The sequence below is a fragment of the Amylibacter sp. IMCC11727 genome (assembly GCF_029854195.1).
Classification (GTDB): domain Bacteria; phylum Pseudomonadota; class Alphaproteobacteria; order Rhodobacterales; family Rhodobacteraceae; genus Amylibacter.
Genome location: NZ_CP122960.1, coordinates 3,326,663 through 3,350,168, shown reverse-complemented (window position 1 = coordinate 3,350,168; position 23,506 = coordinate 3,326,663). Strand labels below are relative to the sequence as shown.

The following is a 23,506-nucleotide window of genomic DNA, read 5'->3' as shown; positions in this document are numbered from 1 at the left end:
GTAGCGATCGACGTTAGTGGGTTTGTAATCGCAAAACTAGCGTTATTTTCGCCATATTTTTGCTTGACTGGCAGGGCGAATCAAGAATTTTGCGCCGCTTAGTCTGATGTCAGGATTTCGGACACTTTAAGTGCGCGCATGTTGGAGCCGTCCACTTTCAGCTTGCCCGACATAAACGCCATGGCAGGGTTTTGCGATCCATCAAGGATATTTCGAAACACCTGTTCGCTGGCCTTGAGGGTGACGTCGGCTTCCGTGTCGCCTTCGACTGCGCCTTGATCGGAAAGCATGATGCTGCCTTCATCTGTGATGACCAGTTTGGCGGTGCCATGCAACGTACCAGCCACCCGTGGGCCAAGGTGCGCGATGAATTCTGCAACGATGTCTGACATGAAAAAACCTCCCGCGGTTGCGGAAGGTTTAGGGTTTGGGGGAAACGCCCGCAAGGATGCCTTGGCGTTACTTCGTCACGATTTCCGGCCCCATCACAAGGTTTGGCAGGAACGTCGAAATGATCGGGATGTAAGTGACCATAATCAGGAACACAAAGAGGATGGCGAGGAACGGCAGAGCCGCCTTAACCACCGCCATCATCGGCATACCAGCCACCCCAGATGTAACAAACAGATTGAGGCCAACTGGCGGAGTAATCATGCCGATTTCCATGTTCACCACCATAATGATGCCCAGATGGATCGGGTCGATACCCAGCTCAATCGCAATGGGGAATACGAGGGGCGCGACGATTACGAGCAGGCCAGAGGGTTCCATGAATTGCCCGCCGATCAGCAGGATCACGTTCACCACAATCAAAAACGCAACGGGGCCAAGGCCTGCGGCGAGCATGGCTTCGGTGATGTGTTGCGGGATTTGTTCATCCGTCAGCACGTGTTTCAGGATCAGCGCGTTTGCGATGACGAACAACAGGGTCACGGTAAGTTTGCCTGCTTCGAACAATGTGTCGATGGTGTCGCGATGCCAGATTGTGCTGGCGATGCGAGGCAGTCCTGTGACGAGCGTTGCGCCGCCTGTGCGAACGGATGTGATCAGCGAGTGTTCTGTTTCCCCGAGCAATCGTACTGGCCCCGCGATCAGACCCAGCAAGAAGATTTGCACGGGGAAGATGACGCTGACCAACAGCACGGTTCCAATGATGCCATAGCCCATAGGGATGATGGTGGAGAAAAACACATAAAGCGTGGCCAGCGCGGCGATGCCGATCTGTGCAACCGTGAGCATCCGCGCCTTATTTGCAACGTGGAAAATAACGGCAAGAACCAGCAAGGCAACAAACGCAAGCGCGGTGGCGATCAACAGGCCAAGACCCGCGGCCATCCAGCTGCCGTATGTGGCATAGAAGAACCCAGCGCCAAAGACGCCGTAGATCAGTGCGATGCCAGCGATCCGCAGGCCAAGCAGGCTTTGTGCCTCGTCTTCGGAGGCAAGCAGGGGTTTTGCCTGCAGCGGGCCCATGTCGCGGTAAACAAAGCTGGCGATGATCCACGCATAAATCGCGGCTACGGCGGCGGCTTCGGTTGGGGTAAAGATCCCGCCGTAAATACCGCCCAGGATAATGACGATCAGGAAAAGGCCCCAGCCTGCTTCGCGTGCTGTGGCAAGACGTTCTGCCCAAGGGGCGCGTTCTCCTTTGGGCAGGTCTTTGACGCGCGCCATCACATAGATGCCGATCATCAGCATGGTCCCCGCCATCAGGCCTGGGATTACGCCTGCAAGGAACATACGGCCCACCGAAACCTCGACCGCTGCGGCGTACACAACCATCACGATTGAGGGCGGGATCAAGATGCCGAGCGTGCCCGCGTTGCAAATCACGCCTGCGGCGAATTCCTTGGTGTAGCCCACTTGACGCATACCCGCGATGACGATGGAGCCAATCGCAACCACAGTGGCGGGGGATGACCCTGACAGGGCGGCAAACAGCATACAGGCAAACACACCAGCAATGGCCAGGCCGCCGTGGAAATGGCCCACACATGCGATGGAAAAGTCGATAATCCTTCGGGCGACACCGCCCGTGGACATGAAACTACTGGCGAGGATGAAAAACGGAATGGCCAGCAGCGTGTAATGCCCTTCAAACGCGTTGAACAAGGTTTGTGCCACGGACGCGAGCGAAGAGTCTGAGAACCACAACAGGAACATGACCGAGGAAAAGCCAAGGGACACAGCGATAGGCACACCGATCATCAACAGACCGATGACCATGGCGAAAAGGAGGATGACTTCCATTATGTGTTTTCCTTCACGTATTGCGCGGCATCATCAACGGCGTCTTCGGCTTCGTGGCTGACGATCAGCATTGTGATGTCCCCGCGCAGCAATCTGAATGCGGCTTGGATAAAGCGGAACACCAGCAAGGCCATGGAAATTGGCATAATCATATAGGGGATCAGGCGGGGTAGTTTTTCGTATTCGTCGCCATCGTTAAACGCACCTTCCATCCAGTTCAGAATGGCGGGCATCGGGATGTCATCGGTTTCATACCAGGCCTTGCCGCGGAATTTATCCTCGAAACCAGTGGGGAACCAACGGCCTTCGGTTCCAGGCAGGTTGGCAAAATTGGCCCAGTAATCCCAAGACCCTTTTAGCAAAAGCAGTGAAAACGCGATGCACACAGCAACGGCGACTAATCCCATGACCTTGCGCACGCTTGGCGACACGAGGTTTAGGATCGCATCAACGCCCAAATGCGCGCCGATTTTCACGGCATAGGATGCGCCCAACAAAACCATCCAAGCAAACAGAAAGACGGTAAATTCAACGGCCCACAGGATGTTAGAGTTAAATCCGTACCGCGCGACGACATTTGCAAATGTCACCACTGTCATGGCCCCGAGGATAAGCGCGATGAGCGTTTCCTCGATCCGATCCGTGGGTGATTGGGTTTGGTGTGACATTTGCAAAGGCCCCTTTGAAAAATGGGCGAGCCATCCTTGGCCCGCCCATGATTGATTTGAAATGACTTAGTTTGTCATCGCATTGATTTTTTGCGCAGCTGCGATGTTGTCCGCACCTACGTCGCCTTCGAATTTTTCCCAAACAGGCTTCATGGCTTCAACCCATGCTGCGCGCTGTTCTGCTGTCAACTGACGCACCGTGCCGCCTGCATCAATGATTGCCTGCTTAGCACCTGCGTTAACGGCAGTGGATTCGCCGTTACGTGCTTCGGTGACTTCTTTTACGATGGTCATGAATTGGTCACGTGTGTCTGCTTCGAGCCCATCGAGCCAGTCAACAGAAGTTACCAGCAAATAGTCGATGATGCCGTGGTTTGTTTCGGTCACGCCGTCCTGAACTTCAAAGAACTTTTTGCCATAGATGTTGGACCATGTGTTTTCTTGACCGTCCACAACACCTGTTTGCAACGCGCCGTAAACTTCGGCGAATTTCATTTTTTGTGGGGAGCCGCCGATGGCTTCCATTTGGGCAACCAGAACGTCAGAAGATTGAACGCGGAATTTCAAACCGTTTGCATCCGTTGGCAACAACAGTGGCTTGTTGGCTGACATTTGCTTCATGCCGTTGTGCCAGAATGCGAGGCCCTGCAAACCGCGTTTCTGCATGGAGTCTTTCATCGCCTGACCTGTGTCAGAGTTCTGGAATGCGTCCACGGCGTTGATGTCGTTGAACATGAACGGAAGGTCAAAGATGCGGAATTGTTTGGTGAATTTTTCAAACTTGGACAGCGATGGTGCGGCCAGTTGAACATCACCCTGAAGCATCGCTTCGAGAACTTTGTTGTCGTCATAAAGTGTGGAGTTCGGGAAAACCTCCATGCACATTTTGCCGTTCATTTCGTCGTTCACGCGTTGCTCCAGCAAGGAGGCAGCGATGCCTTTTGGGTGCTTGTCTGTGTTGGTCACGTGAGCGAATTTCACAACCACTTCGCCGTCTTCACAAGATGCGGCAGCGATAGATGGTACAAATGCGACTGCGGCAACGCAGGCGGCTTTCAAGAAAGTTTTCATGGTTTCCTCCCAAGGAAAATAAACGAGCCTTTGCCCGCATGAGGTTTGCGGATTTGATCCGACTGCGATGACAGCACTATACGCATCCGATTAGTGCAAAGAGTTTTTTGACCGTTTTATAGGATGCTGAAAAGTAACGGAAAATTTACCTGCCATTTAGACATGACGCAGTTTGTGCGAATTTTCGGACAGTTCGCCTTGTGCTTTGGGCAAGGGTGCGGAGTATGGGACAGCGCAGATTCGCGTGGGTTTGGATAGGGTATCTGTGAAACGGATTTTACCCATTTTGGTGTTTTGTCTGCTGGCAATTGCGGTTGCAATTGCGGTCTATTCGTTTGCGTATCGGGCTAATCTGAATCAGTTGCGGCGCACGGGAACGGTGCAATTGGAACAGGCGTCTGATCGGCTGTTGGGTCAATTGGCGCCGTTTCAGCAATTGCCAAATCTATTGGTACGACATCCAACCGTTGTTGCGGCGTTGCGCGATCCAGACACGGTGCAAGCGGCGAATGATTTCCTTGCCAATACCGCGCTGACGGTTGGGGCGGACGCAATTTTTGTGCTGAACCTGCAAGGCCGTGTGGTGGCCGCATCAGATTTTGAACGCCCCTATACGGAATTTGGCAACAACTGGGGCAACCCAGAATACGTACGCCGCGCGTTAAGCGGTGGTTTGGGGTTTGAACGGGGCATTGATGGGCGCACGGGCGCGCGAGATTTCTTTGTGTCCCGTGGTGTCATTGATGGTGTGGCGCCACCGATTGGCGCGATTGTGATCCGTGTGGATGTGGCGCAGTTGGAATTTGAATGGGAAGGCGATCAAGCTGTTATCGCCTTCTTTGACACGGCCAACATTGTTTTTGTGACCAACCGTGTGGAGCTGCGTTTGAATTCCGCTGACGCCAATCTGGAGGACCATCCACGCGATGGGTTTTACAACGGTGTTCCTATCCCAAAACTGCCGTTTCGCCCTGCGGGAGTTAGCGTAGACAATGTGGTCGGGGCGGCGGTTTTGCCTTCGGTTTTGCCTGCCCATGCTCTTGTGTTGAGCGAATACATGCCGCGCGTGGATTTGACCGCACAGATATATCTCGACGTTCAAGATGCTGCGCAAAATGCACGGGTGCTGGCGTATTTGACCTTGGCGTTGATGGCATCGGCAGGGGCGGTTTTGATCGCGCTGAACCAACGGCGGCGGCGTCTGAGCGACCGCTTGCAAGTAGAAGCACAGGCCAATGCACGGCTCGAAGCGCGGGTCGAGGAGCGCACCGCGCAATTGCAAGCAACACAGGATCAGCTGGTCCAAGCTGGCAAGTTGACAGCGCTGGGCCAAATGTCCGCTGGGATCAGCCACGAAGTAAACCAGCCACTGGCGGCGATCCAGAATTTTGCGGCAAACGGAGTTAAGCTGATTGATCGGAATCGCTTGCCAGAGGCATCCGAAAACCTGAACCAAATTTCCGAGCAAGTGGTTCGTATCACGCGCATCATGAAAAACCTGCGTGGTTTCGCAAGGAACGAGGTGGAGGTGGCAGAGGCTGTAGACCTGAGCATTGTTTTGGCCGATGTGGTGCGTTTGGCGCAACAGCGGCTTCGTGATGAAGACGTTGAGTTGCGACACGAGCCATTAAGCGGACCCGTGATGGTGATGGGCGGCCCTGTTCGGTTGCAGCAGGTTGTGGTCAATCTGATGAGCAACGGCATGGACGCGATGGCCGATGCGGATCAGAAAGTGTTGGGTCTGCGTGTGGACGTTGGCGCAGAAACAGTGCGGATTTATGTCACTGATACGGGCAGTGGTTTGGCCGACCCTGATCGCGTGTTTGAACCGTTTTATACGACCAAAGACGTGGGTGCGTCCAAAGGGTTGGGGCTGGGGTTGTCAATTTCTTATGGGATTATCGGCAGTTTTGGCGGGCAGTTGTCCTGCCGAAATTTGGATGTCGGTGCAGAGTTTTGTGTTGAGTTGAGGAAGGCCATATGACGCGACAGGTTTTGTTGATCGAGGATGATGATGCCTTGCGGGCCTCCTTGGCGCAGACGCTCGATCTGGAAGGGATTAGCGTGATCCCGACTGCGCATTTTGTGCAGGCGCGACGCACCATTCGGGCCAATTTCGCGGGCGTTGTACTGACCGATATTCGTATGCCCGAAAAAGACGGTTTTGATATTTTGGCACTGGCGCAAAAGGTTGATCCTGATTTGCCTGTTGTGATGCTAACAGGCGAAGGGGATGTGCCAATGGCCATTCGCGCCATGAAAGAAGGGGCCTATGACTTTTTGGAAAAACCCTGCGAGGCGGAGCATCTGTTGGGGGTTTTGAACCGCGCGTTGACCCACCGCGAATTGGTTTTGCGCACACGGCGCATGGAACGTTTGATGCAACGCAGTGATCCTGCATCGGTGAATTTTCCGGGCGAAACGGCGGCGAGCAAAACCTTGCGTGCGGACTTGCGGGCGGTTGCAGAGACGGGGCGTCACGTGATGCTGTTGGGTGATTTGGGGGTTGGTAAGCGGGTGGCGGCGCATACAATTTTTACGTTGTCCGAAGGGCGCGATCATTTCCAAATTGTCCGTGCGCCCGAAATTGATCCACAGCAGTTCAGGCTCGAATCTGGTGCGGTGGATTTATCCGTTCGCTCTGTGGACCAAGCATCGGAAGCGCAAATTGCCTGCGTGTTGGCAGCGGTCCAAAAACGCGATGACGTGCGTCTGATTGCATCCGCGCAGCGCAACGTTGCCACTTTGGCTGATCTTGAATGCGTCACGGTGCATGTGCCAAGTTTTGCCGCGCGGATTTCTGACATTGGTGTGATGTTTGAATCCGTGTTGCGGCACGCTGTGCGCAACAGGAGCCTCGAAATGCCGATCATTCCAGATGAGGTAATAAGGAGTTTGGAAGAAAGGGACTGGTCGGAAAATCTGTTGGAATTGCGGGCGTTTGCAAATGATTTTCTAGAAAATCAAACGACCGAGAATAAGACGTTGGCGCAAAAACTTGACGATTACGAGCGCGGTGTATTGGAAGAAACCCTGCGCAAGCACAAAGGTAAAGCAACGCAAGTGGCAGAGGTGTTGGGCCTGCCCCGCAAGACGCTATATGACCGATTGGCACGTTATGGTTTGCGCCCTCGCGATTACCAGTAACGAAACGCCACGAGAACGTGATTGGTGGTCTTCAAACGGCGTGCTTATCCTTGCGGCGTTGTTCAAAGGAGGCACCTGGTGAAACCTGCATTCAAACCAACCCGCCGTGACGTGTTAATCACATCCGTATTTGTGGCTGGGGTGTCTTTGGCACTGCCTGCATTTGCCAAAGGGCGCATTGCCAAGGATGCCGCAACAGGGGCCGCCATTCGTGGGTATGACACCACTGCCTATTTTTTGAAAAACGGCCCTGCGCAAGGGTCTGAGGTGTATTCAGTCAGTTGGAATGACGCGACTTGGCGATTTGCCAGCCAAGAAGAAGCGGACCTATTTGCCGCCAATCCCGAACGTTTTGCACCACAGTTTGGCGGGTATTGCACACGCGCAGCTTCGTTCAAGAAACTGGTTCCAGCGGACCCAGAGGTGTGGCGGATTCACGGAAACAAACTGTATATGTTTGCGCGTCCCGTTGGTGGCAAAAAGTTTGATGCAGGTGCGGATGCGATGATTAAAAAGGCGCAGGCCTTTTGGGACACGCTCGATTAAGACCCGCGCAACGGCGACAGGGCTTTTTCCTCGGCCCCGATGCGAACATATAGCATGGCCGCGTTTAGGATCGTAAACAGCACTGCAACCCACCACAGACCAAGCACCATGGGCGCAACGATGATTTCGGCGACCACAAGAGCGTAGTTTGGATGGCGAATAAATTTAAACGGGCCGCGTGTGACCAGCGGTTCTTCGAGTATGATGATGCGCGTGGTCCAGCGGGACCCAAGGCTGGCGAGGATCCAGATGCGGAAGGCTTGCAAAACCACAAACAGGATCAGCCAGAAAGGGGATACGCTTTGGCCAATACCAAACAGGACAAGGCAGGCGATCCAAGCAGAGTGCATGGCCACCATGGCGGGATAGTGATTAGCGCCAACTTCGTATGCGCCGCGTTCAATCAGACGCTTTGTGTTCGCCTTTGAAATGGCCAGTTCAGACAGGCGTTGCACGATGATGAAAGCAAGGAACAGAATGGCGCCAGTTTGCATCAGATTTCTCCTTGAGCGACTTGAAATGGCAAGAAAGACGCGGTGAACCCAGGGCCGAGCGCGCAGGCCATCATTTTTCCTGTTGCCCCTTGTTTTAGAACCGCGTCCAGCACGAACAAGACTGTGGGGGCTGACATGTTGCCCGCGCGGCGCAAAACATCCCGTTCGGCGTTGAGGACGCCGCGATCCAGATGCAGCACGTCTTCGATGGCTTCGACAACTTTGGTTCCCCCGGGGTGACAGACGTAGCGGTCGATTGAATCAGCGTTTAGATTGGTCGCCGTTAGCGCTTCGTTCACGGCTTCGGCGAAATGTTCCGAGACGAAGCTGGGGATGGAGCGGTCAAAGACCACGCCAAGACCTGTTTCATCCACATCCCACCCCATGATTCCGAGCGTGTCTGGCCAGATTTTTTGGTGTCCACCCGACAAAGTGATTTCGCGTGTTTTTGTTTTTTGGGTTGAAAGACACGCGGCGGCAGCACCATCCCCAAACAGAACGGATGCGATGATGTCAGCCTTTTGCAAGCGATCAGCCCGAAAGGCGAGCGAACAGGTTTCCACGATCACCAACAAAACTTTGGAGTCGGGTTTAGCAGAGGCAAGGGATTGGGCGATGGACAGGCCCGAAACGCCCCCAGCGCACCCCAAGCCAAAAACGGGGACGCGCATGATATCATTGCGAAATCCCATTTCCTCAAAGGCTTGTGCGTCGAGCGTGGGGGTTGCGATGCCTGTTGATGACACAGTCACAACAGTGTCCACGTCAGCCCCGCGCCACCCTGCATCGTTGAGCGCGGCACCCGCCGCTTTGATGAACAGGTTTTTGGCTTCAACCATGAAAATATCGTTGCGATCTTTCCAGCCGTGGGGTTCGGAAAACCAATCAATGGGGACGACAGAATGGCGTTTATCAATTTCCGCTGTGGCGAATGTTTTTAACAGACGCGGGAATTGCGGGTATTTTTCCCCAAAGATGATCGCGGCGCGTTCTTTGACTTGGTCCTGTGGCAACGTGTGGGGCGGCAATGCCGTTGAAAGACCGTGCAAGAATACTGACATGAATGCGCCTAACTGGGTTAATCGAGCAAAAACAGCGTGTGAGCCCCTACTATGCGAGTGCGGCTGCCAACCTCAAGATAGTACGGTTACACGATTGATCGAATTCATGTGAATACGTGTAACGTTGGTAAGGGAAAAAGTGGTGAGCCCTGATGGGTTCGAACCATCGACCTACTGATTAAAAGTCAGTTGCTCTACCAACTGAGCTAAGGGCCCACACTTGTGAGGGGGGTATTAGGCTGGCTGCTGCATTGGGTCAACCCTGATTCTTGCAAAGAATCGGGCAAATTTCGACGTGTCTGGAATGATCGTGGTGAAAGGGCTATATCAGCGCCATGAATGCAATGGATTCTATAGAAAATGGGCTGCCATTTCTGAAGATGCACGGGTTGGGTAATGATTTTGTTATCATTGACGCACGTACAGCAGAAAACCCCGTTACAGCGGAGATGGCGCAGGCCATTGGACACCGCTATTTCGGTGTGGGATTCGATCAGTTGGCGGTTTTGTCCACCAGTGATGCGGCCGATGTGGATGTTGCATTTTGGAATTCTGATGGGTCCACGGCGGGCGCCTGTGGAAATGCGTCCCGTTGTATCGGCCGTTTGTTGATATCCGAAACAGGTAAAGAATCGGTAACGTTGCGTACGGAACGTGGAATTTTGCCTGTACGGGACATTGATGGCGATCTGTTGAGCGTCAATATGGGCCAACCGCAGCTGGATTGGCGTGATGTGCCGCTGGCGCGGGATGTGGACCTGAACGCGCTGCCGATTGAAGGCGCCCCTGGAGCGGCAGGCATGGGGAACCCGCATTGCGTGTTCGTCGTTGATGACGTGATGGCGGTTGATTTGCCAAAGCTGGGGCCGATTTTTGAGCATCATGATTTGTTTCCAGAGCGCACGAACGTTGAGTTTATCCAAGTGCTGGACCGAGAGAGCATTCGCATGCGGGTTTGGGAACGTGGCGGCATGATTACGCTGGCCTGTGGATCGGGTGCCTGTGCGGCGGCGGTTGTGGCGCATCGTAAAGGGCTGACCGAGCGAAAAGTCACGATCCAGTTGGATGGCGGACCGCTGGAAATTGATTGGCGCGACGATGGTGTTTGGATGACAGGCACAACGCAATTGGTGTTTTCGGGCGTGCTGTCGCCCGCGTTTCTGGACACGGTTAAATGACAAAACCCCCTGTTTTTGCCACGTTTGGCTGTCGGTTGAACACTTATGAAACCGAAGCCATGAAAGAGCTGACCGCGGCCTCTGGGCTGGAAAATGCTGTAGTGGTGAACACCTGTGCCGTGACCGCAGAAGCGGTGCGCCAATCGCGCCAAAGCATCCGCAAATTGCGCCGCGAAAACCCAGATGCGCAGATCATTGTGACGGGCTGTGCCGCGCAAACAGAGCCTGAAACCTATGCCGCGATGGATGAAGTTGATTTGGTGATGGGCAACACCGAAAAAATGGATGCGGAGACGTGGAACAAGCTGGGCAAGGGCCCTGATTTTATTGGGCAGACCGAAGGCGTTCTGGTTGATGACATTATGTCGGTGGAACAAACCGCGGGGCATTTGATTGATGGGTTTGGAACGCGCAGCCGTGCCTATGTTCAGGTGCAAAATGGATGCGATCACCGCTGTACGTTTTGCATCATTCCATACGGACGTGGCAATTCGCGAAGCGTGCCGGCAGGCGTGGTCGTGGATCAGATAAAACGTTTGGTTGCAAAGGGTTACAACGAGGTCGTGCTGACGGGTGTGGACATCACGTCTTGGGGGGATGACCTGCCTGGGACGCCGCCGCTTGGGGATTTGGTGCAGCGGATTTTGAAGCTGGTTCCTGACCTGCCACGTTTGCGGATTTCTTCGATTGATTCCGTAGAAGCGGATCCTGCCTTGGTGGATGCCATTGCCAGTGAAAAAAGGCTGATGCCGCATTTGCATTTGTCTTTGCAAGCCGGCGACAACATGATCCTGAAACGCATGAAACGCCGCCATTTGCGTGACGATGCCATCGCGTTTTGTGAGGATATGCGCAAGGCGCGGCCGGACATTGTGTACGGTGCGGATATCATTGCGGGGTTCCCGACGGAGACTGAGGAAATGTTCGCTAACTCGCTGAAATTAGTGGAGGAATGCGGATTGACATGGCTGCATGTTTTCCCGTTTTCACCGCGCGAAGGCACGCCAGCGGCGCGAATGCCGTTGTTAGATCGGTCGGTCATCAAAGAGCGGGCAAAACGGTTGCGCGAAGTGGGGGCAAAACAGGTGGAAACGCACCTTGAAGCGCAAGTTGGGAAGGCCCATTCGATCCTGATGGAAAACCCGCGGATGGGGCGCACCGAAGGGTTTACCGAGGTTCAGTTTGAAACGGATCAACCCGTGGGGCAGATCGTGCCAGCGGTGATTTCTGGGCGCACGTTAACCAATTTACGTGTTGGCTGAAAAAATAAAAGCAAACCACCCAGAAACGTACCCGCTTTAGCCCAGACTTTTTGCCGTTAACTTTTAACCAAAAATTAAGTTACCGGTGCGGTCCCTGGAAAGGGTGTGGTGTTGCCAAGCAGGTATCGAATCGTATCCGTCAAATCGAATGCGAGCGATATGGCGAGTGTGGCGATCAGCAGCCAGAGAATACGGGTTGCCCAAAGGGAGATCGTTTCACGGCGCATGAACCGCAGCAGATACCACAAGAGCGGCCCCCAAAAGATAAGATGAGGCAAGCCGAGCAGTTTCACATACCCCAGCATGTTGAACAGGTAGATGACGGTGAGCCCATTGAGCGTGTGGGTCAGCACTATGATCAAGGCCGTGAGCCGTGTTTCGCGCCAAATGAACAAAGCAAGCGGCAGGATAAAGACGCTGATCAGCATCCAGTTGAGCCAGATTTGAACCCAAGTGGGCTGTGCGCCCATTGCTTCGACAAACGTCATTTTATGCTCCGTTTTATGGGATAGACGTAGTCGGGGTTGACCATTGGGCAAGAGAGGCTTTTGGTAGCGACGTGGGATGAGGTATTTGAAGAACATTGAAACGCAAGGAGGCGTTTGCGTGCGGCCCATTTTGTATTCTTTTCGGCGATGCCCTTATGCAATGCGGGCACGCCTGGCGGTGGCGTCTGCTGGGATAGAGGTGGAGCTGCGCGAGATTGTGTTGCGCGACAAAGCGGCGGCGTTTTTGGAAGCGTCACCAAAAGGAACTGTGCCTGTTTTGGTGGCAGATGGCGTGGTTGAAGAAAGCATCGAAGTGATGGATTGGGCGCTGGCGCACTCGGACCCTGAGGGGTTGCTGTATGCTGGTCAAGCTGCGCGGGATTTGGTGGAGCGGTGCGAGACCGAGTTCAAAGGACATTTGGATCGGTTCAAATATGCGGTGCGATACGAAGATGTAGACCCTGAAGAAGAACGCACATTGGCGTCGGTGTATTTGCGCGAATTGGATGGGATGTTGGCCGATCAGGATTATCTGTTTGGCGACAAAATCGGGTTTGCGGATATTGGAATTGCGCCGTTTGTGCGCCAGTTTGCGAATACGGATCGGGCGTGGTTCAATGCGCAAGGCTGGGTGCGTTTGCGTGACTGGTTGGATCGGTTTGTTGACAGCGATCGGTTTGCGTCGATCATGACAAAATATCCCAAATGGGAAGAAGGCGATGCCGTCACGGTATTTCCAGCGGAGGTGTAAGCCATGTTGTTGGCAGCAGTGATTTTGAATTTTTTGACAGCGGTTTTGCTGGCGCTGTTGGGTGGGAAGTATCTGCGCGGCCCTGCGCCGGTGGATTACCATGAAGAGATTCTAAAGGCCGCCTATGCCGAGATTAGCGAGGCGCATAAAGGGGTGTTTCGCGCGTTGAACGTTGTGGTGGGTGCGGGGTTTTATGCGCAGGCCGTGGTGATTGCGTTGGTGACGTATTTTGGAGTTTGGAATGATGTGTTCTGGGCCAAATGTGTGGTGCTTGTTGCGGTTTTGTTAAGCGGACTTCCTGCCATGTTGGCAGCACAGCAGTTGGAAAAACACACCCGGATCGCCACGCCGTGGCGGCCAGGATTGGTGCTGATTGGTATGGCTGTTTTGGCCTTTCTTCTGTCGTTGTTTTAGGAGGCGGTTGTGCATCCCAATCCCACATTTCGAAAAGCAGAGGCGCGGCGGAACATAGATTTTGCGCGGCAGCGTGCGTTTGGGGTTTTGGCGGTGAATGCCGAGGCGGGGCCGTTGATGAGCCATATTCCGTTTCAACTGTCCGAAGATGGTCGCAGCTTGGAAGCGCATTTGGTGCGATCCAATCCGATTTTACGCGCTTTGCAGGAGGGACCGCTCGATGCCGTGATCGCGGTGAGCGGGGCGGACAGCTATATCTCGCCTGATTGGTACGGTGTGGCGGATCAGGTGCCTACGTGGAACTATGTGGCGGTGCATTTGCGTGGGATGTTGCGGGCTTTGCCGCAAGAGGATTTGCATGGGGTACTGGAGCGGTTGTCATCGGCCATGGAGGCGCGGTTGTTGCCCAAGCCGATTTGGACCATGGATAAGATGAGCGACGGTGTGGCCGCGAAAATGATGCGGATGATTGCGCCCATTGCGATGGATGTGACGGGCATTGATGGCACGTGGAAGCTGGGCCAGAACAAGGAAGACGCGGCGCGATTGGGCGGCGCGGCCGGTGTGGCGGCGGATGGAATTGGGATGGAAATCGGTGACTTGGCGGCATTGATGAAAGAGCCGCCTTGCTGAGTCCCTAGAAATTTGGCCCATTTATCCCTATGTTTAGGGGAGGAGGACCTCAATGCCGTTACCTGTTGTGCCGATTGTTGTTGCAGCCAGTGCCGTGACCAGCGCGGTTGCCATTGTGCGAAAAATCCATATCAGCCCCGTGATCCAAGCCGTGGAAGACACGCTTGATACGGTTGACGAGGGTATTTCTGTGCGCAAGGTTGACGACAACAGCCAACTGAATGGTGCCGTGCGGTGGAAACGGATTGTGCGGTTCGGGGTCGATGGGCCTGGTGTTGAAATTGACCTGTCTGCCGTGGGGCGGATGCGGTGGCGTAAGGTCTGACGCGGGTGTGCCCGCTCGGGCATATCAAAAGGACAAAATCATGAAATTACATTGGAATCCTGCGAGCCCGTTTGTGCGCAAATGTCTTGTCTGTGCGGCAGAGGTGGGCATTGAGCTGGAGTTGGTGACACGGGCGGGGACGCCGTTGCTGACCGACAATATGCCCCTTGAGCAAAATCCGTTGGGGAAAATCCCAGCGTTGGAACGGCCTGATGGGCCAGCGCTTTACGACAGTCGCGTGATCACGCGGTATTTGTCGGCGCAGGGGGAGGGTGATCTGTACCCAGAAGCGCGGATTTGGGAAGTGCTGACGCTGGAGGCGACGGCGGATGGGATCATGGATGCGGCGGTGTTGATGGTTTACGAGAGCCGCACACGGCCAGAGGAGAAACAGTTTGCAGACATGGTCGAGGCGCAATGGTCAAAAGTGGCCCGCGCGTTGGATGCGATTGAAGAGCGGTGGATGAGCCATTTGGCAGGGCCCTTGGATGCGGCGCAGATTGCTGTGGGTGTTGCGCTGGAGTATCTGGATTTCCGCCACGATGGGCGCGGCTGGCGCGATGGGCGGCCAGCGTTGGCGGCATGGCAGGCGGAATTTTCAAAGCGTGAGAGTATGGTGAATACCGTGCCTGCAAATTTGTAGGGGTGTGCCACAAAGCATGTTAAAAGGGGCGCTGTTCTTTGCGCCCCTTTTGTTTTGATCAATCGCACCTTGGCATTTTGATCGGTTCGATTGTGCCAATGCCCGCTGGATCGATTCCAGCGATACGAATGATAGATGACAGGGCCCAATTTGGATCGTCCTGATTGTCTTCTCCGTCCCGAAGTAGTGGTTCTTTGGAGGGGTTCCAACATGGGTCCATGTTGATCCAAGAGCATGGGTCGCCTTTCAACAGACCTGCAAAGGTGGCGCAGACAATCAATGAGCCGACGCGACCCAGCCCGTTTCCGCCCACGGATTGTGCTTCGCGCAGGATGTAATACCACAGCGCGTCTGGTTCGTTTTCGTCCAATGTGAACTTGTTGTTGATGCACCATTTGCGTGCAACGTCCGTGCCTGATGGCAGGTCAAAGGTGACGCTTCGTTTGAGATTGCGGAAGGCAAGGATGTTGAGGGGATCGTTTTCGTCTGGCAAGGCGGCCAAAGCGTTTGCGAGTTTCGTGTCAATTTTCCGCGCCATTTGTGGAAAGGTGGGATGACCGTTGCCCATGTCCAAGAACCAATCCCACTGGATCATGTTTTTGGTTTGCATGGTGCGGAACCCGCGCAGATCATCCGTATCTTTCGCTTTGCCCATCTGAAAAATGGGTGCAAATTCTTCGAACCCGCGCACGGCTGCATTGGTTTGGTAAGAGTTGCGCACCATGGAGTGGCCAAACCGATAGGCCGCAACGGAAAACTCCACTGGCATAAAGGGGTGGTGTTTCCAGTTGTAAATGTCTTTGAGGCCGAGTTTCCAGATTTGGCGGCCATCTTTGGTGGGCTCCAAAAATAGGGCGCTGTCGCGTACTTCGTTGATTGTGATGCGAGGCATGAAATCGTTCCAGACGATATGCTGATAGAGCCAGCGCAGTGTTCTGCGGGCCATTTCAAATACGTCTTTGGTTTCGATGCCATTGAACTGTTCACGGGCCCGTTCCACCAGTGCATTGTGCGCCAAGAGGAAGGCAAGTTGCAGTTGGCTGACCATGCTGTTTTCGTCGTTGCGCATGTCGCCGATGAGGGCCGTTCCGCAATAGCGTGGAAGATCGGGATGGTGTGCGTTGTCGCCAATGAGGTCCACAGCCATCAGGGCTTTGTCCTCTTTGTTGTAGAGGTAGGGTTGATCATCAGGACCTGCGCCGTAAACGTTATCGAGGTCCAGACGGGGGGTGCGGAAGTTTACTAAACCATTCGGATCGTTTTGCCGCATCAGAGAGGATGCTGGATCAAAGGTAATGTCATGGTCCACAAATTGACCAAAGTAGGTGTAGCCAGCGGGGATGTTTGAATCGAACTCCGCTTCCAATTCGCGAACCAAATCTTTATCGGCGGCGATTTCTTTGGGGGTCAGGCCTGGACGTTCGACCATGAGGTTTTCAGCAATGTCCTTCAGGTAAGCGTCGAGGTCATCGTCGCTTTTCCCGTGATTCCACGCAGGCAGATTGGGACACAATCGCCCGAACGGACCTTTGTAGAGTTTTGAGCGGGGAGCGAGGACGTCAAAATGGGTTGAGCCATGAGCCATGGGTCTATCTCCTAATAAAAAGTTATTTATTCAAAAATTAATTTTACGGAATCGATCCGTTAGGAAAGGATAACACAACCCAAAGGCGAAACAAATTGTATCGGTGGAGTCAGAAAATTCAGCCAATATTTGCTTGTTTAGAAAAACCCAAAGAAAAAGGGCGGGGAAAATATCCCCGCCCTTTGTGTTTAAGCTGTGTGCCTGATCAGTGGTCTTTGCGTTTGATCGGGGCCCAGAGTTTCTTGTTTGTCAGCCACAACAGAACGGCCAAGAGGCCCAGCATGATTACGGAAACCATGCCCAGTTGTTTGCGGGCCATCAATTTTGGCTCGGCTGTCCACATAAGGAATGCGGCAACGTCTTCTGAGGCGTGCTGTGTGTCGTTGGAGTGGCCATCCGCGAATTCGACAATGCCGTCTTCGATTGGGGGAGCCATTGCGATCCAGCCGCCTGGGAATGCTTTGTTTTCATAAAGCGTGACGCCAGCCTGCGTTTTTGTTTCGCCAGTGTAGCCTGTCAAAATCGCAACGATGTATTCTGGACCACCCATGCCGTAGAGCAATTGGTTGATACCAAGACCCGCAGGACCGTGGAAGCCAGCGCGTGCTTTGGCCATCATGGACAAGTCAGGCGCGTTTTCGATGTTGCTGCCTGGGAATTTGTCGGATGGTTTCGCGGCGCGATCTTCGTCGAGTTCTTCGTCATACACTTCGAAGTTTTCTGCAGCGTAGGCTTTCACTTGGTCCGCAGAGTAGTGTGGGCCGCCGTGATCCGCGAGGTTGCGGAAAGCCACCTGACGCAGGCCGTGACAGGCTGCGCAAACTTCGGTGTACACCTGAAGGCCGCGTTGCAGCTGGTTCTGGTCGAACTTGCCGAATGGGCCATCAAAAGAAAACGGGATGTTTTCAATCTCGGCTGCTTCGCCACCTGCGGCAAGAGCGGCGGAACCGCTCATGCTGAGGCCGAAAGCTACGGCGAGGGAAAGGAGTGTCTTTTTCATCTTATCTCTCCTCAGCTCAATTATTCTGCCGCAGACGCGGATGCGTCTTTTGGTGGATAGTGAGCATCGAAATCAGCTTCGATTGTTTCTGGAACTGGCAGTGGTTTTTCAAGAACACCCAGCAGTGGCAGGATGACCAAGAAGTACGCGAACCAGTAGATTGCGCCGATCAAGGAGATCGTTGGAACCAAACCTTCGGCTGGTTGGGACCCTGCCCACATCAGAACGAAGAAGTCGAATACCAGCAGCCAGAACCACCATTTGAACGTTGGGCGATACTTGCCTGAACGTACGGACGATGTGTCTGTCCAAGGGGCAAGGGCCATCACTGCGATGGAGCCGAACATGGCCAACACGCCAAGGAATTTCGCATCCAAGAACAGCACGTCGAAGGTGATCGCACGCAGGATTGCGTAGAATGGCAAGTAGTACCATTCAGGCACAATGTGTGCAGGTGTCGCCAAAGCGTTTGCTTCGATGTAGTTGTCTGGGTGGCCCAGATAGTTTGGCATAAAGCCGACAACCGCCATAAAGATCATCAGGATTACCACGAGGGCAAACAGGTCTTTGATCACGTAGTATGGCCAGAACGGAACGGTGTCTTTCTCGGCGTCTGCTTTGGATGTGCGGCGCACTTCAACCCCAGTTGGGTTGTTGTTGCCAGTGGTGTGGAACGCCCAGATGTGGACGATAACCAGACCCGCAATCACAAATGGCAGCAGGTAGTGCAGCGAGAAGAAGCGGTTCAGTGTGGCGTTATCCACCGCTGGCCCACCAAGGAGCCATGTTTGCAGAGATTCACCAATGCCCGGGATCGCGCCAAACAGGCCTGTGATAACCGTTGCGCCCCAGAAGGACATTTGACCCCAAGGCAAAACGTAGCCCAAGAAGCCAGTGGCCATCATCGCGAGATAGATCAACATACCGATGATCCATGTGATTTCGCGCGGTGCTTTGTATGAGCCGTAGTAAAGGCCACGGAACATGTGGGCATATACAGCGATAAAGAACAGGGACGCGCCGTTCATGTGCATGTAACGGATGGCCCAGCCGCCGTTTACGTCACGCATGATGTGTTCGATGCTGTCGAACGCCATGTCAACGTGCGGTGTGTAGTGCATCACCAAAACGATGCCAGTGATGATTTGCAGCGCCAGACAGAAGGTCAGAACGATGCCCCAGATCCACATCCAGTTCAGGTTCTTTGGCGTTGGGATCATCAGCGTGTCATAGAGCAAGCCAACGATGGGCAGGCGGCTATGCAGCCATTTTTCGGGTTTCGAGCTCGGCTCGTAGTGATCGTGTGGAATTCCAGCCATGATCTAGTCTCCTTAACCGAGTTTAATGATTGTCGGGCTGATGAAAGCAGCCTGAGGAACGGGAAGGTTGGTTGGCGCTGGACCCTTACGGATACGGCCAGCCGTGTCGTAGTGTGAGCCGTGACATGGGCAGAACCAGCCGCCGAAATCACCTGCATCACCCAAAGGCACACACCCAAGGTGCGTACAAACGCCCATCATCACCAGCCATTCGCCTTCGACAGCGTTTTCTGGTGCGTTGCCGTCGGCATCTTTGAAGTGATCAACAGAACGGTTGACGTCGAGCGCGTCTGTGTCTGGCTTGTTCACGTTTTCAGAGTTCTGGTCAGGCAATTCAGCCAGCGCAACCGCGCGGGCTTCTTCGATTTCAGCAGCAGAGCGGCGGCGGATGAAAACAGGCTTACCGCGCCATTTTACCGTGATCTGAGAGCCAGGCTCGATGCCGTCCACGTCCACTTCGATAGACGCGAGCGCCTGAACGTCGGCGGATGGGTTCATTTGGTTGACCAAAGGCCATACCGCGGCGCCTGTTACGATGGCGCCTGTTGCTGCGGTTGCAACATACAAGAAATCGCGGCGGTTGCCTGCGGGTTCATCAGCATGAGACACGTGCTTTTCTCCTTGCCTTGCCCAACTTTGGCGTGGGCATTCTAACTGGGTCCGCTGGGCGGAATCCGAGCGGTCAGCCGCGTTCTACACATCCGCGTGAGCCCCGTCTAGCGGGCTTTTGGCCGCAGACTGCGACTAATGGGCCATAGTGTGTCTTTTTGAATGGCGGTGTAAGGTTGTTTGCACCATTCAGACTGCGCACAGAGAGAGAACATATGAGACTGGCAGCTTACCAACCCGATATCGCGCTGAATGTGGGGGCGATGATTCGTCTTTCGGCCTGTTTTGACGTGCCGCTGGATATCATAGAGCCCTGTGGCTTTCCGTTGTCGATCAAAGCGTTGAAGCGATCGGCGATGGATTATGCGGATATTGCGGATATTTCGCGCCATGACAGTTGGGAGGCGTTTGTGGCGGCGCCACGGCAAGGGCGGGTGATTTTGATGACCACGCGGGCCGAAGATGTTTTGTGGGATTTTCAGTTTCAGGCGGGGGATACGATCCTGATGGGCCGTGAAAGCGCAGGGGTACCCCAAGAGGTACATGATTTCTGCGACGGGCGCGTGAAGCTGCCGATGTTCGGGGCCGCGCGCAGTTTGAATGTGGCGATGAGCGCGGGGATGGCGGTCAGCGAGGCGCTGCGGCAAGTGCGGGGGTAGGCGCGTTAGCGCCATGCGAACGCTTCTCGCAGTTTACAAGCAAACAGCTGCCAGCGCGATGGGATCGGGCATGGCGCTGACGCGCATTAGGTTCCCAGATACGCTTTTAACACCTCTGGCGGATTTGCCAGCAAGTCTTTTGTATCTTGCGGCGGGTGGGCCGTTCCTTCGGCCACGAGGACTGTTTGGTCGGTGATCCAAGCCGCGTCTTCGGGTTGGTGCGTGACCATGATGAGGGTCGCGTTCGCGGTGTCTACGATTTCGGCCACCAGATCGAGCATTTCGTGTTTCAACGCAGGGCCAAGGGCGGCGAAGGGTTCGTCGAGGGCGAGGATCGGTTTGTCGCGCAAAAGGGCGCGGGCGATGGCGACACGCTGTTGTTGGCCCCCTGATAGTTGCGCGGGGCGTTTGGGGCCTTGGCCCTTGAGCCCAACACGGGTGAGCGCGTCGGCGACGATTTGATGTTCTTGATCGGACAGGCGCAGGTTGGGGCGGATACCGAGCCCGATGTTTTGCGCCACGGTCAGGTGCGGGAACAGGTTGTGATCTTGGAACAACAGCGTGATGGGTCGTTTTGCAGGGTGGGCGTTCGTGATGTCCGTGCCGTTCCAGAGGATGCGGCCTTGATCGGGCTGTTTGAACCCTGCAAGGGCGGACAGCAGCGTGGATTTCCCGCCGCCCGATGGGCCGAGCAACGCGATTTTATGCCCTTCTTCGATGGACAGGTCTGCCGTCAGGGTGAAATCCCCTTGGGTTAGCGTGATGTTATCGAATGTGATGGTCAATGCGACCTCCGCGATCAAAAGCCCAGAACAGTGCAAGGGATGTGGCCACCAGCACCAAGGCTGTGCCTGCGGCTGCGTCCATCTGATAGGCGGCCATAAGGCGATACATGGTCAAAGGCAACGTGGCAAAATCGGGTGGGGCAAACAGGGCGATGACGCCAAGGTCGCCCATGGACAGCGCCGCCGCCAATCCTGTGGCAAAGCCGAGGCTGCGTTTGATGCGGGGCCAGATGGCAAGGCGAAAGAGAGTGAATCCTGTCATGCCAAGCGATGCGCCGAGACGGCCATAGTTTTGTTCGGCACGGTTGAGGGCGGGCAGGATAATGCGCAGCGCAAACGGCAGAGACATAGTGGCGTTGACGGCGACGGTGACGGGCAGGGCGAGTTTGAAGGGATCGAAGTAGGGGTTGATGAGGATAAACAAGCCTGTGCCGATCACAAACGGCGAGGCGGCGAGCGCGAGAAAGCCGATGGATTCCACAAAGGTTGCGGTGCGTTTGGACAGGGATGTGATGAGCGCCGCGAGGGCGGTGGCCAGCAGTGTGGCGATCAGCGCGGCGGGGATTGCGATGGATACCGAGTTGAGCAGGGCTGGCCAAACTTGGGTCGGAAGTGACAGGAGCGGTGGCAGGCCGCGCAGGATAACCGAGATCAGCGGGGCAAACAGAAAGAACGCCACAGCGAAAAGGAGTGTGGTGTCAAAGATGCGCGCGCCGCGTTCGGTTCCGTCCCAGCGTTTTGGCGGTAGATCAAGGCCCAGTGCAAAATCGGTGGGGCGGGCAAAGCGCAGGGTGACAAGGGCCGTGACGATGCAGAGGTAAAACTGGATCATTGCGAGAATGGCCGCTTTGGAGAGGTCAAAGTCAAAGCGCAGGGCCTGGTAGATGGCGAGTTCGACTGTTGTGGCTTTGGGGCCGCCCCCAAGGGCGAGAGCCACGGCAAAGCTGGTGATGCACAGGAGGAAGATCAGAAGGAACGCGCCAGGGATGGTGCTGCGCAGCATGGGGCGTTCGAGCTGGCGGTTTACGTCGGATGTTGAAAAGCCAAGCTGTGCGGCGAGGCGGAAATGTTCGGACGGGATGGCGAGCCAGCCCTGAAGGATCAGACGCGTGGCAAGGGGGAGGTTGAAAAATACATGGGCCAGCACGACACCTGTGAAGCCATAGATGTTCAGAGGCTGCGCCCCAAGTGCGGTGAGGCCGTCAGAAATCAGGCCTGAGCGGCCCCAGATGGATACGATACCGAGGACCGCAACAATGGCGGGCAGGATAAAAGGGGCGCCGAGCAGGGACACCATGATGTGGCGACCGCGAAATTGGCGGCGTGCCAAGGCGCGTGCCGTGGGTACGGCGATGATGACGGACAGGGCCGCCGAGGTGAGTGCTTGGATCAGGGTAAAGCGGATCGCGGCCCAATCGGATGGGTTCAGGCCCTGATTGAATGTGGTGGCGGTGCCAACGGCGATTACCGTTCCAATCGTCAGAATCAATAAAAGGATCAGCGCCGCGCCGCCTGTAATCAGTTTGAAAGGGGTTGTGGCGCTGAGGTTTGGCATGGTGCCTGCTTTACGGAGCTGTGAGGCCCCGGCGCGGAGGCCGGGGCGTTTGGGTTAGCGGCTGAGCGCTGTGAGCCATTCCGCGAGGGCTTCGTCGCGGATTTTTTCGGCGTCTGTGTCAGACACGATCAGGCTGTCCACAGGTGTGATGAGGGTTTCGAACCCTTTTGGCAGCCCGTCCTGTGGGAATTTCGCAGGATACATCCAGTTTGTTGTGGGGATGATGGACTGAAAGCCGTCTGAGGTCATGAAATCAATAAAGGCATCAGCGAGTTCGGGCTGGTCTGTGGATTTCAGTTTTCCAGCCACTTCGATTTGCATGTAATGCCCTTCGGAGAAAGACGCAGCGGATTTGGTGTTATCTTCTTCGGCGATCAGGTGATAGGCGGGTGATGTGGTGTACGACAGAACCATGTCTGCTTCGCCCTCAAGGAACATGCCGTAGGCTTCGGACCAGCCTTTGGTCACGGTCAAAATGCGCGGCGACAGGGCGGCCCAGATTTCATCTGCTTTTTCGGGATAGGCGGTTTTTACCCACATCAAAAGGCCAAGGCCCGGTGTTGAGGAGCGTGGATCCTGAATCACGATTTTCAGGTTTTCGTCGGCTTCGATCAGGTCCTGAAAGCTGCCAGGCACGTTTTTCAGTTTGGTGTTGTCATAAACAAAGGCGAAATAGCCCCAATCGAATGGCGCGAATGTGTCGTCTGTCCAGTCCACAGGTACATCAAGGGCGGATGGCATTTTAGAGAGCGGTGCAAACAGGCCTGATGCTTTGGCACGGGCGGTCAGGTTTGTGTCGATGCCCAAGATGATGTCGGCCTCTGTGCGCGCGCCTTCCAGTTGGACGCGAGACAACAAAGATGCGCCGTCCCCAGCGGCCACAAGTTGCAGATCGCAGGCGCAGGTGGCTTCGAATGCTTTTTCAACGGCAGGGCCAGGGCCCCAATCGGACACAAAGCTGTCGTAGGTGTAAACGGTGAGAACGGGTTTGTCCTGTGCGCCAGCCAATGTGGCGATTGCAGACAGGCCCGCAGCGAGGATGAGGTTTTTCATGATCACATAT

The 23,506-nt window shown here is 54.9% G+C and carries 25 protein-coding genes and 1 tRNA gene; 11 read left to right on the top strand and 15 right to left on the bottom strand.

The window, feature by feature from the left end:
- Positions 1-98: 98 nt before the first annotated feature.
- The 4 genes from QBD29_RS16770 to QBD29_RS16755 form a co-directional block, all read right to left on the bottom strand.
- The gene (locus QBD29_RS16770; RefSeq protein ID WP_280099226.1) at positions 99-392 is read right to left on the bottom strand and encodes an SCP2 sterol-binding domain-containing protein; all 294 of its coding nucleotides are present in this window, start codon (positions 390-392) and stop codon (positions 99-101) included.
- Positions 393-459: 67 nt separating this feature from the next.
- Entirely contained in the window at positions 460-2,250 is a 1,791-nt protein-coding gene (locus QBD29_RS16765) for a TRAP transporter large permease (RefSeq protein ID WP_280099225.1), read from the bottom strand.
- On the bottom strand, positions 2,250-2,918 hold the full coding sequence (locus QBD29_RS16760) for a TRAP transporter small permease (RefSeq protein ID WP_280099224.1): 669 nt from the start codon (positions 2,916-2,918) through the stop codon (positions 2,250-2,252). Before QBD29_RS16760 ends, QBD29_RS16765 begins: the two co-directional genes overlap by 1 nt.
- 66 nt (positions 2,919-2,984) lie before the next feature.
- Positions 2,985-3,989 (bottom strand): DctP family TRAP transporter solute-binding subunit, encoded by a 1,005-nt coding sequence (locus QBD29_RS16755; RefSeq protein ID WP_280099223.1) that lies wholly within the window; start codon positions 3,987-3,989, stop codon positions 2,985-2,987.
- Positions 3,990-4,254: 265 nt separating this feature from the next.
- Here QBD29_RS16755 and QBD29_RS16750 point away from each other — a divergent pair, with 265 nt between their 5' ends.
- From QBD29_RS16750 to QBD29_RS16740, 3 genes are all read left to right on the top strand, one after another.
- Positions 4,255-5,973: an ATP-binding protein gene (locus tag QBD29_RS16750; RefSeq protein ID WP_280099222.1), complete on the top strand. Its 1,719-nt coding sequence runs from the start codon at positions 4,255-4,257 to the stop codon at positions 5,971-5,973.
- Positions 5,970-7,136, top strand: coding sequence for a response regulator (locus QBD29_RS16745; RefSeq protein WP_280099221.1), 1,167 nt, complete (start codon positions 5,970-5,972; stop codon positions 7,134-7,136). Before QBD29_RS16750 ends, QBD29_RS16745 begins: the two co-directional genes overlap by 4 nt.
- A 78-nt stretch (positions 7,137-7,214) precedes the next feature.
- The gene (locus QBD29_RS16740; RefSeq protein ID WP_280099220.1) at positions 7,215-7,682 is read left to right on the top strand and encodes a YHS domain-containing (seleno)protein; all 468 of its coding nucleotides are present in this window, start codon (positions 7,215-7,217) and stop codon (positions 7,680-7,682) included.
- Here the strand turns inward: QBD29_RS16740 and QBD29_RS16735 are convergent.
- The 3 genes from QBD29_RS16735 to QBD29_RS16725 form a co-directional block, all read right to left on the bottom strand.
- On the bottom strand, positions 7,679-8,176 hold the full coding sequence (locus tag QBD29_RS16735) for an isoprenylcysteine carboxylmethyltransferase family protein (protein WP_280099219.1): 498 nt from the start codon (positions 8,174-8,176) through the stop codon (positions 7,679-7,681). The two genes, QBD29_RS16740 and QBD29_RS16735, sit on opposite strands and share 4 nt — an antisense overlap.
- Entirely contained in the window at positions 8,176-9,237 is a 1,062-nt protein-coding gene (locus QBD29_RS16730) for a type III polyketide synthase (protein ID WP_280099218.1), read from the bottom strand. Before QBD29_RS16730 ends, QBD29_RS16735 begins: the two co-directional genes overlap by 1 nt.
- A 140-nt stretch (positions 9,238-9,377) precedes the next feature.
- Positions 9,378-9,453: transfer RNA gene (locus QBD29_RS16725), tRNA-Lys, on the bottom strand.
- Between the two features lie 119 nt (positions 9,454-9,572).
- Here QBD29_RS16725 and dapF point away from each other — a divergent pair.
- Entirely contained in the window at positions 9,573-10,415 is an 843-nt protein-coding gene (gene dapF, locus QBD29_RS16720) for a diaminopimelate epimerase (protein WP_280099217.1), read from the top strand.
- Positions 10,412-11,677 carry a tRNA (N(6)-L-threonylcarbamoyladenosine(37)-C(2))-methylthiotransferase MtaB gene (gene mtaB, locus QBD29_RS16715; protein ID WP_280099216.1) on the top strand — a complete coding sequence of 422 codons (1,266 nt, stop codon included), beginning with the start codon at positions 10,412-10,414 and terminating at the stop codon, positions 11,675-11,677. Before dapF ends, mtaB begins: the two co-directional genes overlap by 4 nt.
- A gap of 74 nt (positions 11,678-11,751) precedes the next feature.
- Here mtaB and QBD29_RS16710 read toward each other — a convergent pair whose 3' ends face one another.
- On the bottom strand, positions 11,752-12,165 hold the full coding sequence (locus tag QBD29_RS16710; RefSeq protein ID WP_280099215.1) for a hypothetical protein: 414 nt from the start codon (positions 12,163-12,165) through the stop codon (positions 11,752-11,754).
- 76 nt (positions 12,166-12,241) lie between these two features.
- Between QBD29_RS16710 and QBD29_RS16705 the strand changes: the two genes are divergently transcribed.
- From QBD29_RS16705 to QBD29_RS16685, 5 genes are read left to right on the top strand one after another with little or no spacing between them, the layout of a single operon-like run.
- Complete coding sequence (locus tag QBD29_RS16705; RefSeq protein WP_347936013.1) at positions 12,242-12,916, top strand: glutathione S-transferase; 675 nt, start codon at positions 12,242-12,244, stop codon at positions 12,914-12,916.
- A gap of 3 nt (positions 12,917-12,919) precedes the next feature.
- A complete protein-coding gene (locus QBD29_RS16700; protein ID WP_280099213.1) occupies positions 12,920-13,330 on the top strand; it encodes a hypothetical protein in 411 nt (136 codons plus the stop codon).
- A 9-nt stretch (positions 13,331-13,339) separates the two neighbouring features.
- Positions 13,340-13,963: an FMN-binding negative transcriptional regulator gene (locus QBD29_RS16695; protein ID WP_280099212.1), complete on the top strand. Its 624-nt coding sequence runs from the start codon at positions 13,340-13,342 to the stop codon at positions 13,961-13,963.
- A 52-nt stretch (positions 13,964-14,015) separates the two neighbouring features.
- Positions 14,016-14,288, top strand: a complete 273-nt coding sequence (locus QBD29_RS16690) for a hypothetical protein (RefSeq protein ID WP_280099211.1) — start codon at positions 14,016-14,018, stop codon at positions 14,286-14,288.
- A 40-nt stretch (positions 14,289-14,328) separates the two neighbouring features.
- On the top strand, positions 14,329-14,931 hold the full coding sequence (locus tag QBD29_RS16685) for a glutathione S-transferase family protein (protein ID WP_280099210.1): 603 nt from the start codon (positions 14,329-14,331) through the stop codon (positions 14,929-14,931).
- 58 nt (positions 14,932-14,989) lie between these two features.
- Here the strand turns inward: QBD29_RS16685 and QBD29_RS16680 are convergent, their stop codons facing one another.
- From QBD29_RS16680 to petA, 4 genes are all read right to left on the bottom strand, one after another.
- The gene (locus QBD29_RS16680) at positions 14,990-16,516 is read right to left on the bottom strand and encodes a peroxidase family protein (protein ID WP_280099209.1); all 1,527 of its coding nucleotides are present in this window, start codon (positions 16,514-16,516) and stop codon (positions 14,990-14,992) included.
- Positions 16,517-16,721: 205 nt separating this feature from the next.
- Entirely contained in the window at positions 16,722-17,516 is a 795-nt protein-coding gene (locus QBD29_RS16675) for a cytochrome c1 (protein ID WP_280099208.1), read from the bottom strand.
- 20 nt (positions 17,517-17,536) lie between these two features.
- Entirely contained in the window at positions 17,537-18,835 is a 1,299-nt protein-coding gene (locus QBD29_RS16670) for a cytochrome b N-terminal domain-containing protein (RefSeq protein ID WP_280099207.1), read from the bottom strand.
- 12 nt (positions 18,836-18,847) lie between these two features.
- Complete coding sequence (gene petA, locus QBD29_RS16665; protein ID WP_280099206.1) at positions 18,848-19,444, bottom strand: ubiquinol-cytochrome c reductase iron-sulfur subunit; 597 nt, start codon at positions 19,442-19,444, stop codon at positions 18,848-18,850.
- Between the two features lie 215 nt (positions 19,445-19,659).
- On the opposite strand from petA, the gene QBD29_RS16660 reads away from it, so the two are divergent.
- On the top strand, positions 19,660-20,103 hold the full coding sequence (locus QBD29_RS16660) for a tRNA (cytidine(34)-2'-O)-methyltransferase (RefSeq protein WP_280099205.1): 444 nt from the start codon (positions 19,660-19,662) through the stop codon (positions 20,101-20,103).
- An 86-nt stretch (positions 20,104-20,189) separates the two neighbouring features.
- On the opposite strand, the gene QBD29_RS16655 is transcribed toward QBD29_RS16660, so the two are convergent.
- From QBD29_RS16655 to thiB, 3 genes are read right to left on the bottom strand one after another with little or no spacing between them, the layout of a single operon-like run.
- Positions 20,190-20,888: an ATP-binding cassette domain-containing protein gene (locus QBD29_RS16655; RefSeq protein ID WP_280099204.1), complete on the bottom strand. Its 699-nt coding sequence runs from the start codon at positions 20,886-20,888 to the stop codon at positions 20,190-20,192.
- Positions 20,869-22,443, bottom strand: a complete 1,575-nt coding sequence (locus tag QBD29_RS16650; protein ID WP_280099203.1) for a thiamine/thiamine pyrophosphate ABC transporter permease ThiP — start codon at positions 22,441-22,443, stop codon at positions 20,869-20,871. Before QBD29_RS16650 ends, QBD29_RS16655 begins: the two co-directional genes overlap by 20 nt.
- Before the next feature lie 54 nt (positions 22,444-22,497).
- Positions 22,498-23,496: a thiamine ABC transporter substrate binding subunit gene (gene thiB, locus QBD29_RS16645; protein ID WP_280099202.1), complete on the bottom strand. Its 999-nt coding sequence runs from the start codon at positions 23,494-23,496 to the stop codon at positions 22,498-22,500.
- Positions 23,497-23,506: the final 10 nt, after the last annotated feature.

What these genes read in the sequence shown, in the direction of transcription:
- QBD29_RS16770 (WP_280099226.1), bottom strand. Translation starts at nt 392, where the DNA reads ATGTCAGACATCGTTGCAGAATTCATCGCGCACCTTGGCCCACGGGTG.
- QBD29_RS16765 (WP_280099225.1), bottom strand. Translation starts at nt 2,250, where the DNA reads ATGGAAGTCATCCTCCTTTTCGCCATGGTCATCGGTCTGTTGATGATC.
- QBD29_RS16760 (WP_280099224.1), bottom strand. Translation starts at nt 2,918, where the DNA reads ATGTCACACCAAACCCAATCACCCACGGATCGGATCGAGGAAACGCTC.
- QBD29_RS16755 (WP_280099223.1), bottom strand. Translation starts at nt 3,989, where the DNA reads ATGAAAACTTTCTTGAAAGCCGCCTGCGTTGCCGCAGTCGCATTTGTA.
- QBD29_RS16745 (WP_280099221.1), top strand. Translation starts at nt 5,970, where the DNA reads ATGACGCGACAGGTTTTGTTGATCGAGGATGATGATGCCTTGCGGGCC.
- QBD29_RS16735 (WP_280099219.1), bottom strand. Translation starts at nt 8,176, where the DNA reads ATGCAAACTGGCGCCATTCTGTTCCTTGCTTTCATCATCGTGCAACGC.
- QBD29_RS16730 (WP_280099218.1), bottom strand. Translation starts at nt 9,237, where the DNA reads ATGTCAGTATTCTTGCACGGTCTTTCAACGGCATTGCCGCCCCACACG.
- dapF (WP_280099217.1), top strand. Translation starts at nt 9,573, where the DNA reads ATGAATGCAATGGATTCTATAGAAAATGGGCTGCCATTTCTGAAGATG.
- mtaB (WP_280099216.1), top strand. Translation starts at nt 10,412, where the DNA reads ATGACAAAACCCCCTGTTTTTGCCACGTTTGGCTGTCGGTTGAACACT.
- QBD29_RS16710 (WP_280099215.1), bottom strand. Translation starts at nt 12,165, where the DNA reads ATGACGTTTGTCGAAGCAATGGGCGCACAGCCCACTTGGGTTCAAATC.
- QBD29_RS16705 (WP_347936013.1), top strand. Translation starts at nt 12,242, where the DNA reads ATGAGGTATTTGAAGAACATTGAAACGCAAGGAGGCGTTTGCGTGCGG.
- QBD29_RS16700 (WP_280099213.1), top strand. Translation starts at nt 12,920, where the DNA reads ATGTTGTTGGCAGCAGTGATTTTGAATTTTTTGACAGCGGTTTTGCTG.
- QBD29_RS16690 (WP_280099211.1), top strand. Translation starts at nt 14,016, where the DNA reads ATGCCGTTACCTGTTGTGCCGATTGTTGTTGCAGCCAGTGCCGTGACC.
- QBD29_RS16685 (WP_280099210.1), top strand. Translation starts at nt 14,329, where the DNA reads ATGAAATTACATTGGAATCCTGCGAGCCCGTTTGTGCGCAAATGTCTT.
- QBD29_RS16680 (WP_280099209.1), bottom strand. Translation starts at nt 16,516, where the DNA reads ATGGCTCATGGCTCAACCCATTTTGACGTCCTCGCTCCCCGCTCAAAA.
- QBD29_RS16675 (WP_280099208.1), bottom strand. Translation starts at nt 17,516, where the DNA reads ATGAAAAAGACACTCCTTTCCCTCGCCGTAGCTTTCGGCCTCAGCATG.
- QBD29_RS16670 (WP_280099207.1), bottom strand. Translation starts at nt 18,835, where the DNA reads ATGGCTGGAATTCCACACGATCACTACGAGCCGAGCTCGAAACCCGAA.
- QBD29_RS16660 (WP_280099205.1), top strand. Translation starts at nt 19,660, where the DNA reads ATGAGACTGGCAGCTTACCAACCCGATATCGCGCTGAATGTGGGGGCG.
- QBD29_RS16650 (WP_280099203.1), bottom strand. Translation starts at nt 22,443, where the DNA reads ATGCCAAACCTCAGCGCCACAACCCCTTTCAAACTGATTACAGGCGGC.
- thiB (WP_280099202.1), bottom strand. Translation starts at nt 23,496, where the DNA reads ATGAAAAACCTCATCCTCGCTGCGGGCCTGTCTGCAATCGCCACATTG.